General features: G+C 69.6%; 12 protein-coding genes, 1 tRNA gene and 1 pseudogene. 6 read left to right on the top strand and 8 right to left on the bottom strand.

Features of this window, described 5'->3' with window-relative positions:
- Nucleotides 1-1,064: 1,064 nt before the first annotated feature.
- The 7 genes from ICN82_RS19465 to pdxH form a co-directional block, all read right to left on the bottom strand.
- On the bottom strand, nucleotides 1,065-1,841 hold the full coding sequence (locus ICN82_RS19465; RefSeq protein ID WP_193186442.1) for a gamma-glutamyl-gamma-aminobutyrate hydrolase family protein: 777 nt from the start codon (nucleotides 1,839-1,841) through the stop codon (nucleotides 1,065-1,067).
- Between the two features lie 209 nt (nucleotides 1,842-2,050).
- Complete coding sequence (locus ICN82_RS19460; protein WP_193186439.1) at nucleotides 2,051-2,476, bottom strand: GlcG/HbpS family heme-binding protein; 426 nt, start codon at nucleotides 2,474-2,476, stop codon at nucleotides 2,051-2,053.
- A gap of 11 nt (nucleotides 2,477-2,487) precedes the next feature.
- Nucleotides 2,488-4,617 (bottom strand): malate synthase G, encoded by a 2,130-nt coding sequence (locus ICN82_RS19455; protein ID WP_193186436.1) that lies wholly within the window; start codon nucleotides 4,615-4,617, stop codon nucleotides 2,488-2,490.
- A 217-nt stretch (nucleotides 4,618-4,834) separates the two neighbouring features.
- Nucleotides 4,835-4,911, bottom strand: a tRNA-Pro gene (locus ICN82_RS19450).
- Between the two features lie 50 nt (nucleotides 4,912-4,961).
- Nucleotides 4,962-5,477, bottom strand: coding sequence for a DUF192 domain-containing protein (locus ICN82_RS19445; RefSeq protein WP_193186433.1), 516 nt, complete (start codon nucleotides 5,475-5,477; stop codon nucleotides 4,962-4,964).
- Nucleotides 5,423-5,977, bottom strand: a complete 555-nt coding sequence (locus tag ICN82_RS19440) for a cold-shock protein (RefSeq protein WP_193186430.1) — start codon at nucleotides 5,975-5,977, stop codon at nucleotides 5,423-5,425. Before ICN82_RS19440 ends, ICN82_RS19445 begins: the two co-directional genes overlap by 55 nt.
- 132 nt (nucleotides 5,978-6,109) lie before the next feature.
- A complete protein-coding gene (pdxH, locus tag ICN82_RS19435; protein WP_193186428.1) occupies nucleotides 6,110-6,715 on the bottom strand; it encodes a pyridoxamine 5'-phosphate oxidase in 606 nt (201 codons plus the stop codon).
- 143 nt (nucleotides 6,716-6,858) lie between these two features.
- Here pdxH and fabI point away from each other — a divergent pair, with 143 nt between their 5' ends.
- The 6 genes from fabI to trpE are packed head-to-tail and all read left to right on the top strand — an operon-like array spanning nucleotide 6,859 to nucleotide 13,465.
- Entirely contained in the window at nucleotides 6,859-7,662 is an 804-nt protein-coding gene (gene fabI / locus ICN82_RS19430) for an enoyl-ACP reductase FabI (RefSeq protein WP_193186424.1), read from the top strand.
- Nucleotides 7,659-8,273 (top strand): LysE family translocator, encoded by a 615-nt coding sequence (locus tag ICN82_RS19425; protein WP_193186421.1) that lies wholly within the window; start codon nucleotides 7,659-7,661, stop codon nucleotides 8,271-8,273. The genes fabI and ICN82_RS19425 overlap by 4 nt, the downstream gene beginning before the upstream one ends.
- A gap of 47 nt (nucleotides 8,274-8,320) precedes the next feature.
- Complete coding sequence (gpt, locus tag ICN82_RS19420) at nucleotides 8,321-8,818, top strand: xanthine phosphoribosyltransferase (protein ID WP_193186419.1); 498 nt, start codon at nucleotides 8,321-8,323, stop codon at nucleotides 8,816-8,818.
- A gap of 6 nt (nucleotides 8,819-8,824) precedes the next feature.
- Nucleotides 8,825-10,030, top strand: a complete 1,206-nt coding sequence (locus ICN82_RS19415) for an aminotransferase (RefSeq protein ID WP_193186414.1) — start codon at nucleotides 8,825-8,827, stop codon at nucleotides 10,028-10,030.
- Nucleotides 10,031-10,067: 37 nt separating this feature from the next.
- On the top strand, nucleotides 10,068-11,948 hold the full coding sequence (locus ICN82_RS19410) for a peptidyl-prolyl cis-trans isomerase (RefSeq protein WP_193186411.1): 1,881 nt from the start codon (nucleotides 10,068-10,070) through the stop codon (nucleotides 11,946-11,948).
- Nucleotides 11,949-11,956: 8 nt separating this feature from the next.
- Nucleotides 11,957-13,465 carry an anthranilate synthase component I gene (gene trpE / locus ICN82_RS19405; protein ID WP_193186408.1) on the top strand — a complete coding sequence of 503 codons (1,509 nt, stop codon included), beginning with the start codon at nucleotides 11,957-11,959 and terminating at the stop codon, nucleotides 13,463-13,465.
- Nucleotides 13,466-13,484: 19 nt separating this feature from the next.
- Here the strand turns inward: trpE and ICN82_RS19400 are convergent.
- Nucleotides 13,485-14,429, bottom strand: a pseudogene (locus tag ICN82_RS19400) (hypothetical protein); the annotation flags it as partial.

Raw genomic sequence — 14,429 nt, 5'->3', positions numbered from 1 at the left:
ACAGTCTCAACCAAAAATCCAACCCGCAAAACAGTCCTCTCCCATGCTTCAGCCTTGCCCGGACATAGGGCCGGGCTCTGATGTTTCCGCTATCATGGCAGGGATCGGGCTTACAGGGGCAGCAAGGTCGCGGCCTTGAGGGACTTTCGCCGCCATCCATCCCTGCCGGGCTTCGGCGCAGGCTCCACGCGGAAATCCATCCGGCCCGGTCGCGCTGCCTTGCAGGGAGGCTCAGTCCGCAGTCGAGCCTCGCAAAGTACGCGGGCGCGGAATGTCCCGACCGGGTCCGTTCGTGCCGAAAGCGCGCGTCCGCGGGAATTGCGGCCCCCGACCGCATGGTGCGGCGGGACAACCTTGCCCCCACCAGGACGTTACCCGCAGCCCGCAAATCAATCGCTTGCAATCCCTTCTTCATCTGTCGGATGCGAAGAGCAAAAGCTTAATTCCGGCCTGAGAGGCTCCGCGAGGGGCCCGCCGCCGGGGGATCGGTCGGACGTCATCGCAAAGGCGCCCGGCCGGGGGGAAGGAAGGATCCTCCGCCATCTCTGCACGCCCGGCCTGGCAGTGCGGTGCCTCCTGAGGACCGGGGCCCGGATCGGCAGTGCTTGAACGGGCATCCCCGGCGGCCATGAGCAGGCCAGGCAGCCCTGTCCCAGAAACGGGTTCGGCAGGCCCTGCCCAGTCTCCGCGCAGCCGCGGCGCGCCTTGCGGGCCTCCGGTGCGCATGGAGCCAATGAGCCAATCGCGAAGGATGGACGCGGCCATGCGGCCAGACCCGGATCGCGGGGCGGCAAGCTCGCCAGAAGGCCCCGCGCCGGGGACCGGGCTGACCTGCGGCGCCGCCGGTCCCCGGCGGGGCATCTTCGGAGCCCACACCCGGATACCATCCCCGCCCGTCGGGCCGACGAGAAGACGGCCCACGCCTCCGTCCGCCCTTCGGGGGCATCCAGCGACAGGGACCGGCCGGGATTGCTCCCATGCGGGGCGCAGCCCTGCATCCGGGGGATGCGGGTTCGAGGCCCGCATCCCCCGGCCCGCCCCGCGGGCGGGGCGGCCATCGGTCCTCAGGCGGATTTCTGCGGCAGGCGCCCCCGGGACCGCGCCCAGTCGCGGACGGCACAGCCGAAAGCCTCGAAAAGCGGACGCGACACCGGATCATTGCCGGCATTCCATTCCGGGTGCCACTGCACCGAGAGGGTGAAGCCCGGCGCGTCGCGGACATAGATCGCTTCCGGCGTGCTGTCCTCGGCCCGGCCATCGACGACGATGCGCGGCCCGGGCCGGTTGATCCCCTGCCCGTGCAGCGTGTTGGTCAGCACCCGCGGCGCCCCCATCAGCCGGTGGAACACGCCGCCCGGGGTGAAATCGACATAATGGCGCGGCTCGAACTTCTCCTCCAGCGTGCCATCGGGGGGCATGCGGTGGTTCATCCGTCCCGGCAGGTCGCGGATTTCCGGATGCAGCGAGCCCCCCATCGCCACATTCACCTCCTGGAAGCCCCGGCAGATGCCCAGGACCGGCTGGCCGCGCTCTACGCAGGCGCGGATCAGCGGCAGCGCGATCGCGTCGCGCGCGCGGTCGAATTCGCCATGCGCCGCCGTCGCCTCCTCGCCGTATTCCGCCGGGTGCACGTTCGGGCGGCCGCCGGTGAACAGGAAACCGTCGCAGGCATCCATCAGTTCGCCGACACTCACCAGCCGCGGATCGGCCGGAACCAGCAGGGGCATCGCCGCGCAGACCTCCGCCACGGCCAGCGAATTATGCGTCCCGCCGGCATGGGCCGGATACTGATCGTTGATCAGATGGCTGTTCCCGATGATACCGACGACTGGACGCGACATGACACCTCTCTTTCCTCGTCTCCGAGATAGCCTCCGCGCCCGGCCGCGTCGAGAGTGCAGCCGCGCACAGGCCCGGTGCCGCAGGCGCAAGCGGAAATTTTGGGCCATCTCCGGCCCCGGCAGAGGAAGGGGCCGCGCATCCGCGCGGCCCCTCCCGGTGCCCTTCCCGTGGCATTGCGTTGCGGCGCCCCGGCCTGGCGGGGCCCCGGTCAGGCCCGGCCGGTCAGCCCGGCCGCGGCGATCCCGGCCAGAGCGGCCTCGGCATCATTGTCGGAGGTATCGCCGGTGATGCCCACGGCGCCGATCACCCGGCCATCCGCCTCGACCAGCACGCCGCCCGGCACCGGCACGACCGCCCCGCCGAAGACGCCGTTGACGGCCGACATGAAATAGGCCTGGGACTCCGCGCGGGCCATCTGGGCCGAGCCCGGCATCCCCAGCATCACCGCGCCATAGGCCTTGCCATGGGCAACGGCGAAGCGGCCCGGCGCGGCGCCGTCCTGGCGCAGGAAGGCCTTCACATGCCCCCCCGCATCCAGCACCACGACGGAAAGCGGCTTGAACCCCTTGTCGGCGCCGGTCTGCAGCGCGGTATCGATGATCGTGCGGGCCTGTTCTTCGGTAATCTCGGTCATGGTCTCGTCCTTCAGCTTGCGGCTTTCAGTTCCAGGCGGCGGGCATGCAGCACCGGCTCGGTATAGCCCGAGGGCTGGGCGCGGCCGTCGAAGACCAGGTCGCAGGCCGCCTTGAAGGCGACGGTGTCAAAGCCCGGCGCCATCGCGATATAGGCCGGATCGCCCGCATTCTGGGCATCGACCTTTTCGGCCATCCGCTTCATCGCCGCCATGGTCTGATCCGCGCCGATCACCCCGTGATGCAGCCAGTTGGCCAGCGCCTGCGAGGAGATCCGGCAGGTCGCGCGGTCCTCCATCAGCCCCACATCGTTGATGTCGGGCACCTTGGAGCAGCCGACGCCCTGATCGACCCAGCGCACCACATAGCCCAGGATCCCCTGCGCGTTGTTCTCGATCTCGGCCGTCACTTCCGCGTCGGACAGGTTCGCGCCCTCCATCACCGGGATGGTGATCAGATCGGCCAGCGATCCGCGGGCGCCGCCCGCCGCGATCTCGTCCTGGCGGGCGAAGACATCGACCAGGTGGTAATGCGTGGCATGCAGCACCGCGGCGGTGGGCGACGGCACCCAGGCGCAGGTGGCGCCGGATTTCGGATGGCCGATCTTGGCCTCCAGCATCGCCGCCATCAGGTCGGGCATGGCCCACATGCCCTTGCCGATCTGCGCGCGCCCCTTCAGCCCGCAGGCCAGGCCGATATCGACATTGCGGTCCTCGTAGGACAGGATCCAGGGCTGGCTCTTCATCTGCCCCTTGGGCAGCATCGGGCCCGCCTCCATCGAGGTATGGATCTCGTCGCCGGTCCGGTCGAGGAAGCCCGTGTTGATGAAGGCCACCCGCGATTTCGCGGCGCGGATGCATTCCTTGAGATTGACCGAAGTGCGGCGCTCCTCGTCCATGATGCCCAGCTTCACCGTGTTGGCGGGCAGGCCGAGCGCGGTCTCCACCCGGTCGAAGATCTCGACGGCGAAGGCGACTTCCTCGGGCCCGTGCATTTTGGGTTTCACCACGTAGACCGAGCCATGGACCGAATTGCCGCCGTCGCGCGCCAGGTCATGCATGGCAATCATCGTGGTGCACAGCGCGTCGAGGATGCCCTCGCCGATCTCGCGCCCCTCGCCGTCCAGAACCGCGGGCGTGGTCATCAGGTGGCCGACATTGCGCACCAGCATCAGCGAGCGGCCCTTCAGCAGCTTCGCCTCGCCATTGGCGGTGGTATAGCTGATATCGCCGTTGAGCCTGCGGGTGAAGCTCGTGCCGCCCTTGGAAACCTCCTCGGTCAGGTCGCCCTTCATCAGCCCCAGCCAGTTGCGATAGGCCAGCGCCTTGTCCGGCCCGTCGACGGCGGCCACGGAATCCTCGCAATCCATGATGGTCGACATCGCGGATTCCAGGATCACGTCCGAGATCCCCGCCGGATCGGTCTGGCCGATGCGGTTCTCGGGATCGATGACGATGCGGATATGCAGCCCGTTGACCTGCAGCAGGATCGAACCCGGCGCGTCGATATCGCCGGTATAGCCCGCGAATTGCGCGGGATCCTTCAGCGCCGGAACCAGATGCGTGCCCTCGACGCCAAGCGCCGTCACATCGGCCCAGGCCCCTTCGGCCAGCGGCACGACGCGGTCCAGATGCGCCTTGGCCCAGGCCACGACCTCGGCGCCGCGATCGGCGTCGAACCCGCCCGCGGGCGGCGTGGATCCCATCGCGTCGGTGCCGTAGAGCGCGTCATAGAGGCTGCCCCAGCGGGCATTGGCGGCATTGAGCGCATAGCGCGCATTCATGATCGGCACGACCAGCTGCGGGCCCGGCACCTCGGCGATCTCGGGATCGGTCGCGGCGGTCTCGATGGCGAAATCCGGCCCTTCGGCGACCAGATAGCCGATCTCGCGCAGGAAGGCCTCATAGGCGGCGGCGTCATGGGGCTGGCCCTTGCGGGCCTTGTGCCAGTCGTCGATCTGCGCCTGCATCCGCTCGCGCGTTTCCAGCAGCGCGCGGTTCTTCGGCCCCTGTTCGGCGACCAGTCCGGCCAGCGCGTCCCAGAACACCTTTGCCGTCACGCCGACCCCGGGCAGGGCCTCCGTCTCGATGAAGCTTGCCAGCTCCGGGTCGACCTGCAACCCGCTTCTCTGCACACGATCCATGACCGCCTCCTGTTCCGTCGACTCTTGCTGCCCTTAGGCTCGTGCAAGTCTGTGACATGGCAAGGGCGATCAGCGCCACGGGCGGGAAAAGCTTTTCCGCCATATGGAAAGCGCCGCCTTCACGGAACGCGTCGGCACGGCGGCAGGCAGCCGCATTCCCGCGGGGGTCGCCGAGGCGATCGGCCAGGGCAGACGGGATGCGGCGGCGGCTATGGGGTGGTCGGGGCGGCGGGATTCGAACTCGCGACTTTACGCACCCAAAGCGTACGCTCTACCAGGCTGAGCTACGCCCCGATCTGCGCGTCCTATCGCAGCTCGGGGCCGAGCGAAAGCCCCAATCGCCCTCAGTTCCCGCAGGGCCAGGCGGCACCGGATCCGAAGACGGGGTGCCGCATCTCGCTGCCCGGGACGATGCCGATCTCGCGCGCCAGCCCGCCATTGATCTCCAGCACCGCGAAGATGCCGGGCCCGCCATCGATCGGCGTCTCGTCCAGCGGCACGGCGTTTTCATGCACGCGCCGCACCACGCCCGCGCGGTCGAGGAAAATCATGTCGAGCGGGATCAGCGTGTTGCGCATCCAGAAGCTGACCCGGCGCGGCGGGTCGAAGACGAACAGCATTCCGGCATTCGCGGGCATGGACTCGCGGTGCATGAGCCCGCGGTTGCGCTCGGCCGGATCGACCGCCAGTTCCACATTGAACCCGGCCTGCCCCCAGTCGCCCTTCAGCGCGACGCGCTCCGCCGCGCATTCCGCGGCTGCCGCCAGCCCCGGCAGCACGACCGCCAGCAGCGCGACCGCCAGCGTCAGTCTTCGGCCGCGTCCCCGGGCATCTCCGGCTCGTGCAGCGCGGATTCCCATGAGGTGACGGAGGCCGCCATCATCCCGCGCCGCCCCTCCACGACACGGACGCAGATCGCCTCGCCCGGCTGCAGATCCGCCAGGCCCGAACGGCGCAGCACCTCGATATGCACGAAGATGTCGTCCTGCTTGCCGAAGGCATTGGCAAAGCCGAATCCCTTTGTCTTGTCGAACCATTTCACCCTTGCCGGTTCCAGCGGCCCTGCCTCCTCGGGGGTGATCCCCTCGGGGAGGAAGGACGGCTTCTCTTCCTCGTCGCCGGCTTCCGGCGGCTCTATCCTCAGCACTTCGATCGCCTGGCGGCCGCGCGCCGTTTCCAGCACCACCACCTCGATCCCGGCCCCGTCGGCGACCGAACTCTGGCCGAAATTGCGCAGCACATTGGCGTGCAGAAGGATGTCGCCCCCACCGGACGCGGCCACGACAAAGCCGAACCCCTTGCCGGGATCGAACCATTTGACATGGCCCTGAACGATCTGACCGTCCTGATCTGTGTCCATGCGGTTTACGTACATCTCGAAATGACCTTCCTCCAAACCTCGCCCCCTTGTCACGTTAGGAGAGCCCGCTGATAGGTTGCAAGAAGAAAGATCCGTTATTCTGTTTACTTAGCTTACCTTCGCCAACCTGTTTCAGGGATTCAGGCGCGTGACCGTCCAGCTCCCTTCCGCCCCGTCCCGGCTCCAGCGGAACCGGTCGTGAAGGCGGAAATCCCCGTCCGCCCAGAATTCGATCTCGCTGGCGCGCAGCTTGTAGCCCCCCCAATGCGGCGGACGCGGCGGATTGGGGCCGCGCGACAGGGTCACTTTCGCCACCTCGGCCATCAGCGCACCGCGCGACGCCAGCGGCTCGGACTGACGCGAGGCCCAAGCCCCCAGGCGGCTCTGCAGCGCGCGGCTGTGGTAATAGGCATCCGACCGCTCGGCAGGCAGACGCTCCACCGTCCCGCGCGCGCGCAGCTGGCGGCGCAGGCTCTTCCAGTGCAGCACCACCGCCGCCTTGCCCGCGGCCTCGATCTCCCGGCCCTTGCGGCTTTCGTAATTCGTGAAGAAGACCAGCCCGTCATCGTCGATCGCCTTGAGAAGGACGATGCGCACATTGGGCAGACCCTCCGGGTCGACGGTCGCCAGCGACATCGCGTCGGGATCGTTCGGTTCGCTGGCGGAGGCATCCTCCAGCCACCTGCGCATCAGCGCATAGGGGTCGTCCCCCGCGAATTTCCCGTCCCTGTCACTCATCACGTCGCCCGATACACGTCTGACTGCGCCACCACCCCCTGTGGTCGCGGCGCACAGATCCCGGGGATGCCGGGGCTCTGTGCTTGATGCCGTTTACACAATCGCCTAATGGACCTGAAATCAAGGACTGTCGGAGAACCAGTATGTCAACAGCTCTCATGGCCGGCAAGCGGGGCCTCATCATGGGCGTCGCCAACGACAAGTCGATCGCCTGGGGCATTGCCAAGGCCTGCGCCGACGCCGGGGCCGAGATTGCCTTTTCGTATCAAGGGGAAGCCCTGAAAAAACGCGTCACGCCCCTGGCCGCCAGCATCGGCTCGGACGCGGTCTATGAATGCGACGTGTCGGATGCCGCCTCCATCGATGCGCTTTTCGCCGCGCTCGAGGAACGCTGGGGCAAGATCGACTTTCTCGTCCATGCGATCGGCTTCTCCGACAAGAGCGAGCTGCGCGGCCGCTATGTCGATACCAGCCCCGAGAATTTCCGCACCACGATGGACATCTCGGTCTATTCCTTCACCTCCGTCTGCCAGCGCGCCGAGAAGCTGATGACCGATGGCGGGTCCTGCCTGACCATGACCTATTACGGCGCCGAGAAGGTGATGCCGCATTACAACGTCATGGGCATCGCCAAGGCGGCGCTGGAGGCCTCGGTGCGCTACCTGGCCGAGGACCTGGGCAAGCAGGGCATCCGCGTCAACGCGATCTCGGCGGGCACGATCAAGACCCTGGCCGCCTCGGGGATCGGCGATTTCCGCTACATCATGAAGTGGAACGAGTACAACGCGCCGCTGCGCCGGACCGTGACGCAGGAAGAGGTCGGCAATTCCGCGCTCTACCTTCTGTCGGACATGGGCCGCGCCGTCACCGGCGAGGTGCATCACGTCGATGCGGGCTACCATGTCGTCGGCATGAAGGCCGTCGACGCGCCGGATATCGAGAAATGATCTCCGCGGCCGTGCTGCTGCCGGTCTTCCTGACCCATCTGGCCGCCGCGATCTCTCCGGGTCCGGCGGTCCTGATGACGGTGCGCCTCGCGGCGTCCCAGGGCATGCGCACGGCCGCGGCCTATGCCGCAGGCGTCATGATCGGCGCCGTCATCTGGGCGGCGGCGGCGCTTCTGGGGCTGTCGGTGCTGTTCCAGATCCTGCCCGGGCTGTTCGTGGCGATGAAGCTGATCGGCGCGGCCTTCCTGGTCTATGTCGGCTTCATGACCTGGCGCCATGCCTCCGCGCCGCTGGCGATGCAGGGCACCGCCGCGGCCATGTCCGTGCCGCGGGCGCTGCGCTTCGGCCTGGTCCTGCAGCTGACGAATCCGAAACCGGCCGTCTTCTTCGGCGCGGTCTTCGTGACGCTGGTCCCGCCGGAGACGCCGCTGGCTGGGCTGGCGCTCGTCCTCGCCATCGTCGCGCTGAACGAACTGGCCAGCAACCTGCTGGTGGCGCGGATCTTCTCGCTGCCGCGGGCCAGATCCGTCTACATGCGGCTCAAGACACGGGTGGAGCGGGTCTTCGGCACGCTCCTGGCCGGGTTCGGGGTCAAGCTCGCGCTGAGCTGACCCCCCTGCCGCGCCGCCACTGACACGACCACAGGAAAGGGACCGCCATGACCGATCGCCTGCCCCATGAAAAGGGGTTCCACATCAGCTGGGACCAGATCCACCGCGACAGCCGGGCGCTGGCCTGGCGGCTGGACGGCCAGGGCCCGGGCGACGGCGCCTGGCGCGCCGTGGTTGCCGTCACGCGCGGCGGCATGGCCCCCGCGATGATCGTCGCGCGCGAACTGGACATCCGCACCGTCGACACGATCTCGGTGAAATCCTACGACAACCAGACCCAGGCGGATGCCGAAGTGCTGAAATCCCCCGATGACGCGCTGATGGGCGACGGCACCGGCATCCTGGTCGTCGATGACCTCGTGGATTCGGGCAAGACGCTGGAACTGATCCGCAGCCTCTATCCCAAGGCGCATTTCGCCACCGTCTATGCCAAGCCCAAGGGCAAGCCGCAGGTCGACAGCTACATCACCGAGGTCAGCCAGGACACCTGGATCTTCTTCCCCTGGGACATGGCGCTGCAATACGTCGAACCCTACCGCAAGTGAGCTGACATGACCCTGCCCCTCGCCCCCGCGCTGCAAGCCTGCATGGCCTCGCCCATCGTCGAGTCCCGCGCCTGGGTGAAGGGCCGGACCTTCCCGGCGGACCGCCCCCTGATCAATGTCAGCCAGGCCGCACCGGTCGCCGCCCCGCCCGAAGGCCTGCGCCAGGCGATGGCCGAGGCGATCCTGTCGGACACATCCGCCCATCTCTACGGGCCGGTGCTGGGCAACGACCCGCTGCGCGAGGCGCTGGCGGCGCGTGTGGCGCGGCTCTACGGGGCGCGCACGGGCGCGGCGAATGTGGCGATCACCGCGGGCTGCAACATGGCCTTCTGCGCCACCATCGCCTCGCTGGCCGCCCCCGGCGACGAGGTGATCCTGCCCTGCCCCTGGTATTTCAACCACGCGATGTGGCTGGACATGGCAGGCATCGTCACCCGGCCGCTGGAGACCGGCGACGACCTGCTGCCCGATCCCGAGGAGGCGGCGGCGCTGATCGGCCCGCGCACCCGCGCCATCGTGCTGGTCAGCCCCAACAATCCCGGCGGCGTGGAATATCCGCCCGCGCTGCTGGATGCGTTCCGCGACCTGTGCCGGGCGCGCGGCATCGCGCTGATCATCGACGAGACCTATCGCGACTTCCTCGCCGCCGGGGGCCGCCCGCATGACCTGCTGGCCGATCCCGACTGGGACGACACGGTGATCCAGCTCTATTCCTTCTCCAAGGCCTACCGGCTGACAGGCCACCGCGTCGGCGCCATCCTCGCCGCCCCCCGCCAGATCGCCGAGATCGAGAAATTCCTCGACACGATGGTGATCTGCGTGGCCCAGCCCGGCCAGATCGGCGCCTTGTGGGGGCTGGAGAACCTCGACGGCTGGCTGGCCGCCGAACGCGCCGAGATCCTCGCGCGCCGCGCCGCGCTGGAGGCGGCGATGACGCGGCTGCCCGGCTGGCGGCTGCGCGGGATCGGGGCGTATTTCGCCTATCTCGAACATCCTTTCGCCACCGACGCCACCGATCTGTGCCGCCGCATGGTGGACGAGGCCGGGGTGCTGGCGCTGCCCGGCAGCTTCTTCGGCCCCGCGGGCCGCGCCCGGGGCGCGCGCGAGCTGCGCATCGCCTTCGCCAATGTCGACGCGGCCGGTATCGATGCGCTGGCCGGGCGCCTGGCCGGTCTGCCCTTCGCGCTTGCGAGCCCCGGGCCATCCGGCTAGACCCGCGGCCACGACAGGTCCATCCGGGGAGCACAGCATGGCCAAGCGCGACACAACCGACAAACCCAAGGGCAAGTCGAAACTGTCAAACATCCTGGTCCTCGTGCTGCTGGGCGTCCTGCTTCTGGGCCTAGGCGGCTATGGCGTGACCGGGTTCAACACCCAGGTCCGCTCCGTCGGCAATGTCGGCGAGACGCCGATCGACGCCGCCACCTATCACGGGCTGCTGCGCCAGCGCATGGACCAGGTGACCCAGCAGACCGGAGAGGCGATGACCTTCGCCGAGGCCGAGCAGATGGGCCTGGCCCAGGCCGTGCTGCAGCAGGTCGTCTCCACCGCCGCGCTGCAGGAAACCGCGCGCCGCGCCGATCTGTCCGTCGGCGATGCCGAGGTGGCGCGCCGCATCGCGCAGGTGCCTGCCTTCCAGGGGATGAACGGCGAATTCGACCGCGACGCCTATCGCGACATCCTCGACCGCTCCGGCCGCACCGTCGCCGGGTTCGAGGAAAGCGTGCGCCGCGAGGCCGCCGCCGACCTGCTGCAGCGGGCGCTGCTGAACGGGCTGACCCCGCCCGCCATCTATGGCGAGACGCTGCTGGGCTATGTCGGCGAGGCCCGCAGCGTGAGCTGGGCGGCGATCCCCGAAACGCTCCTCGAGGCGCAGCCCGAGGCGCCCACCGAGGAGGAGGTGCAGGCCTGGTACGAGGCCAATGCCGACCAGTTCACCCTGCCCGAGCGCAAGCAGATCACCTATGCCTGGCTCTCTGCGGAAATGATGCTGGACCAGGTGGAGCTGAGCGACGCCGATCTGCGCGCGGGCTACGAGGCGCGCTCCGCCGAATTCAGCCGCCCCGAGCGGCGCATGGTCGACCGGCTGGGATTTGCCGATCTGGACGCGGCGCAGGCCGCCCTGGAGGCGATCGAGGCCGGAGAGACCAGTTTCGACGCGCTGATCGCGGATCGCGGGCTGGCCGAGGGCGATGTCGACCTGGGCACGATCACGCGCGGCGTGCTGACCCCCGAGGCAGGCGAGGCGGTGTTCGCGCTGGAGGATACCGGCATTGCCGGACCGGTGATGAGTGCCGTCGGCCCCGCGCTGTTCCGCGTCAACGCGATCATGACCGCGCAGGAGACCAGCTTCGAGGAGGCGCTGCCGCAGCTGCGCGAGGAAATGGCCCTGGCCCGCGCGGCAGAGCTGATCCGCGGCGAGATCGACCCGCTGGATGACGAGCTGGCCGGGGGCGCCACGCTGGAGGATCTGGCCGCCGACACGCCGATGCAGACCGGCACCGTCACTTGGGATGGCGAAACCGTGCCAAGCGATGATCCCGCCGCGCAGCCCGAGTTCATGAATGCCGCCGCCGCCGCGACCGAGGGCGATTTCCCCGAGATCACCACCACCGAAAGCGGGCTGGTCTTCGCGCTGCGCGTCGACGCGGTTCTGCCCTCCGAGCTTCGTCCGCTGGAGGAGGTCCGCGCCGAGGCCGAAGAGGGGGCCGCCGCGCAGAAGCGCGCGGACGCGCTGGCCGCGCTCGGCGACACGCTGAAGAGCCGCCTGGATGCCGGGGAGGATTTCGCCGCGCTTGGCCTGGAGCCGCAGAGCCGCGACGGCCTGACCCGCCAGGCCCCGGCCTTCGACCTGCCCGGCCCGGTCCTGCAGACGCTCTATGATCTCGAGGCCGGAGAGACCGCGGTGGCGACCGGCCCCGAAGGCGCCTGGCTGCTGCGCGTGGACGGCGTCACCCCGCCCGACATGACCACCGCCGATGCCCGCGCCGCGCTGGAGCAGGTGCGCCAGGAAACCACCATGGCCGTGGCCGACGACATCCTCAACCAGCTGGCCCGCGAGGAAACCCAGAAGGACGGGCTCGACCTGAACCAGACCGCGCTGACCGCGATCCACAACGCGCTGCGCTGAGGTTTCCGATGCAGATCACCCCTGATTTCGACACGTTCCGCGCGGGCTACGAGGCCGGGCGGTCCCAGCTGGTCTATGCCCGGCTGGCCGCCGACCTGGACACGCCGGTCTCGCTGATGCTGAAGCTGGCCCAGGCCGGGCGCGACAGCTTCATGCTGGAATCCGTCACCGGCGGCGAGGTGCGCGGGCGCTATTCCATGATCGGCCTGAAACCCGACCTGGTCTGGGAATGCCATGGCGGGCAGGCCCGCATCAATCGCGAGGCGCGGTTCGACGACACCGCCTGGGTCGAGGATGAGCGCCCCGCGCTGGACAGCCTGCGGGCGCTGATCGCCGAGACCCGGGTCGACATGCCCGAGGACCTGCCCGCGGCCTCGGCCGGTCTGTTCGGCTATCTGGGCTATGACATGATCCGGCTGGTGGAGCGGCTGCCCAATGCCAATCCCGACCCGCTGGGCCTGCCTGATGCGCGGTTGATGCGCCCTTCGGTCGTCGCGGTGCTGGACGGCGTGAAGGGCGAGGTGATCCTCGTCGCCCCCGCCTGGGCCGGGTCGGGCCTGTCCCCGCGCGCCGCCTATGCCCAGGCGGCCGAACGGGTGTCGGACGCGCTGCGCGATCTGGACCGGCAGGCGGTGACCGAAACCCGCGGCCTGGGCGAGGCCGCCCCGCAGGCGGAGCCGGTGTCGAACTTCACCAAGGACGGCTACATGGCGGCCGTGCGCAAGGCGAAGGATTACATTACCGCGGGCGACATTTTCCAGGTCGTGCCCTCGCAGCGCTGGAGCCAGGATTTCGCGCTGCCGCCCTTCGCGCTCTATCGCTCGCTGCGGCGGACCAACCCCTCGCCCTTCATGTTCTTCTTCAATTTCGGCGGGTTCCAGGTGGTGGGCGCCAGCCCCGAGATCCTCGTGCGGGTCTTCGGCCGCCAGGTGACCATCCGCCCGATCGCGGGCACTAGGCCGCGCGGCGCCACGCCCGAGGAGGACCGCGCGCTGGAGGCGGACCTGCTGTCGGACCAGAAGGAACTGGCCGAGCACCTGATGCTGCTGGATCTGGGGCGCAACGATACCGGGCGGGTGTCGAAGATCGGCACGGTGCGGCCGACCGAGGAATTCACTGTCGAGCGCTATTCCCACGTCATGCACATCGTGTCGAACGTGGTGGGCGAGCTGGCCGAGGACCAGGACGCGCTGTCGGCGCTGCTGGCGGGGATGCCCGCGGGCACCGTCTCGGGGGCGCCCAAGGTCCGCGCGATGGAGATCATCGACGAGCTGGAGCCGGAGAAGCGCGGCGTCTATGCCGGGGGCGTCGGCTATTTCGCCGCCAATGGCGACATGGACATGTGCATCGCGCTGCGCACGGCGGTGGTGAAGGACGAGAGGCTCTACATCCAGGCCGGGGGCGGCGTCGTCTATGACAGCGATCCCGAAGCCGAGTGGCAGGAAACGGTCAACAAATCCGCGGCCATCCGCAAGGCCGCGGCCGAGGCCGGGCGGTTCTCCAGCGGCAATTCCTGACGCAACCGGCCGGTTCCGCTCAGGGCCCGGCCAGCCGTGCCAGCGCCTGCCCCGCCGTCGCGGGCCGCAGATCGGACCCCGCCCCCTCGAGGAAGGCTCCGATTGCCGCCCGGGCCTGCAGGCTGTCGGGCACCGCGATCATCACCGCGCCCTCGCGCCGGGCATGGACCGCCGCGCGGGCCAGCCGCTGCTCCAGCGGCGCCTCCGGATAGGCCGGGACCTGCCGCAATCCGGGCAGCGCAAGGCCCGGCACGGCCCCCACCGCCCCCAGCCCGGCCCGGTCCAGAAGCGCCTGCACCTCCGCCACCTCCCGCGGGGCCCCCGACAGCAGGACCGGGCCGGGCCGGTCCAGCGCGGCAAGATCCCGCGCCATCGCCGCCAGCTGGCCGCGCCCCGTCCCCCCGGGCAGGAGGGCAAGGATCTCGCGCCCGCCGGGCGGGGCCTTCAGCCCCGCGGGCCCCAGCGCGACGGACCGCGCCCAGGGGGGAAGATCGCCCGGCTGCGGATCCACCAGGATCACCGCGAAAAGCGGAGCGCCGGTGGTCGGCGGCGCCTGTCCGGCCAGCCGCCCGGGGATCAGCGCCGCCGCCCCGGGGGACGGCGACAGCGGCAGCGGGGCAGCGGCGCGGGAGGGCTGGGGCAGAGGCGCCAATGCCGCAGCTTCAGGCCGGTCCCGCAGCCCCGCGGAGGGCAGCGCCGCCGCGTCGGAGGACGGCCTCTCCGGCAGCGGGGGCATCGTCCCCGGCAGGTCCGCGGGGGCGGGCGCCGCGGAGGGCGGACGCGGCATGGCCGGAAGATGCGGCGCCCCGGGCGCGCCGTCCCCGGCAGGAAGGGCGGGATCCTCTCGCGGACCGGCAATCGCGGGATGCGCCGGTCCCAGTCCCAGCTGCGGCAGCAGCGCGGGTGCCGGACCCTCCGCCGGATCCGGGCCCGCGGTCATCCCCGCCGCAGGCGCGCGCGGCAC

It is taken from the genome of Mangrovicoccus algicola, from assembly GCF_014903745.1.
GTDB lineage: Bacteria > Pseudomonadota > Alphaproteobacteria > Rhodobacterales > Rhodobacteraceae > Mangrovicoccus > Mangrovicoccus algicola.
This window is presented reverse-complemented; position numbering and strand designations above follow the sequence as displayed.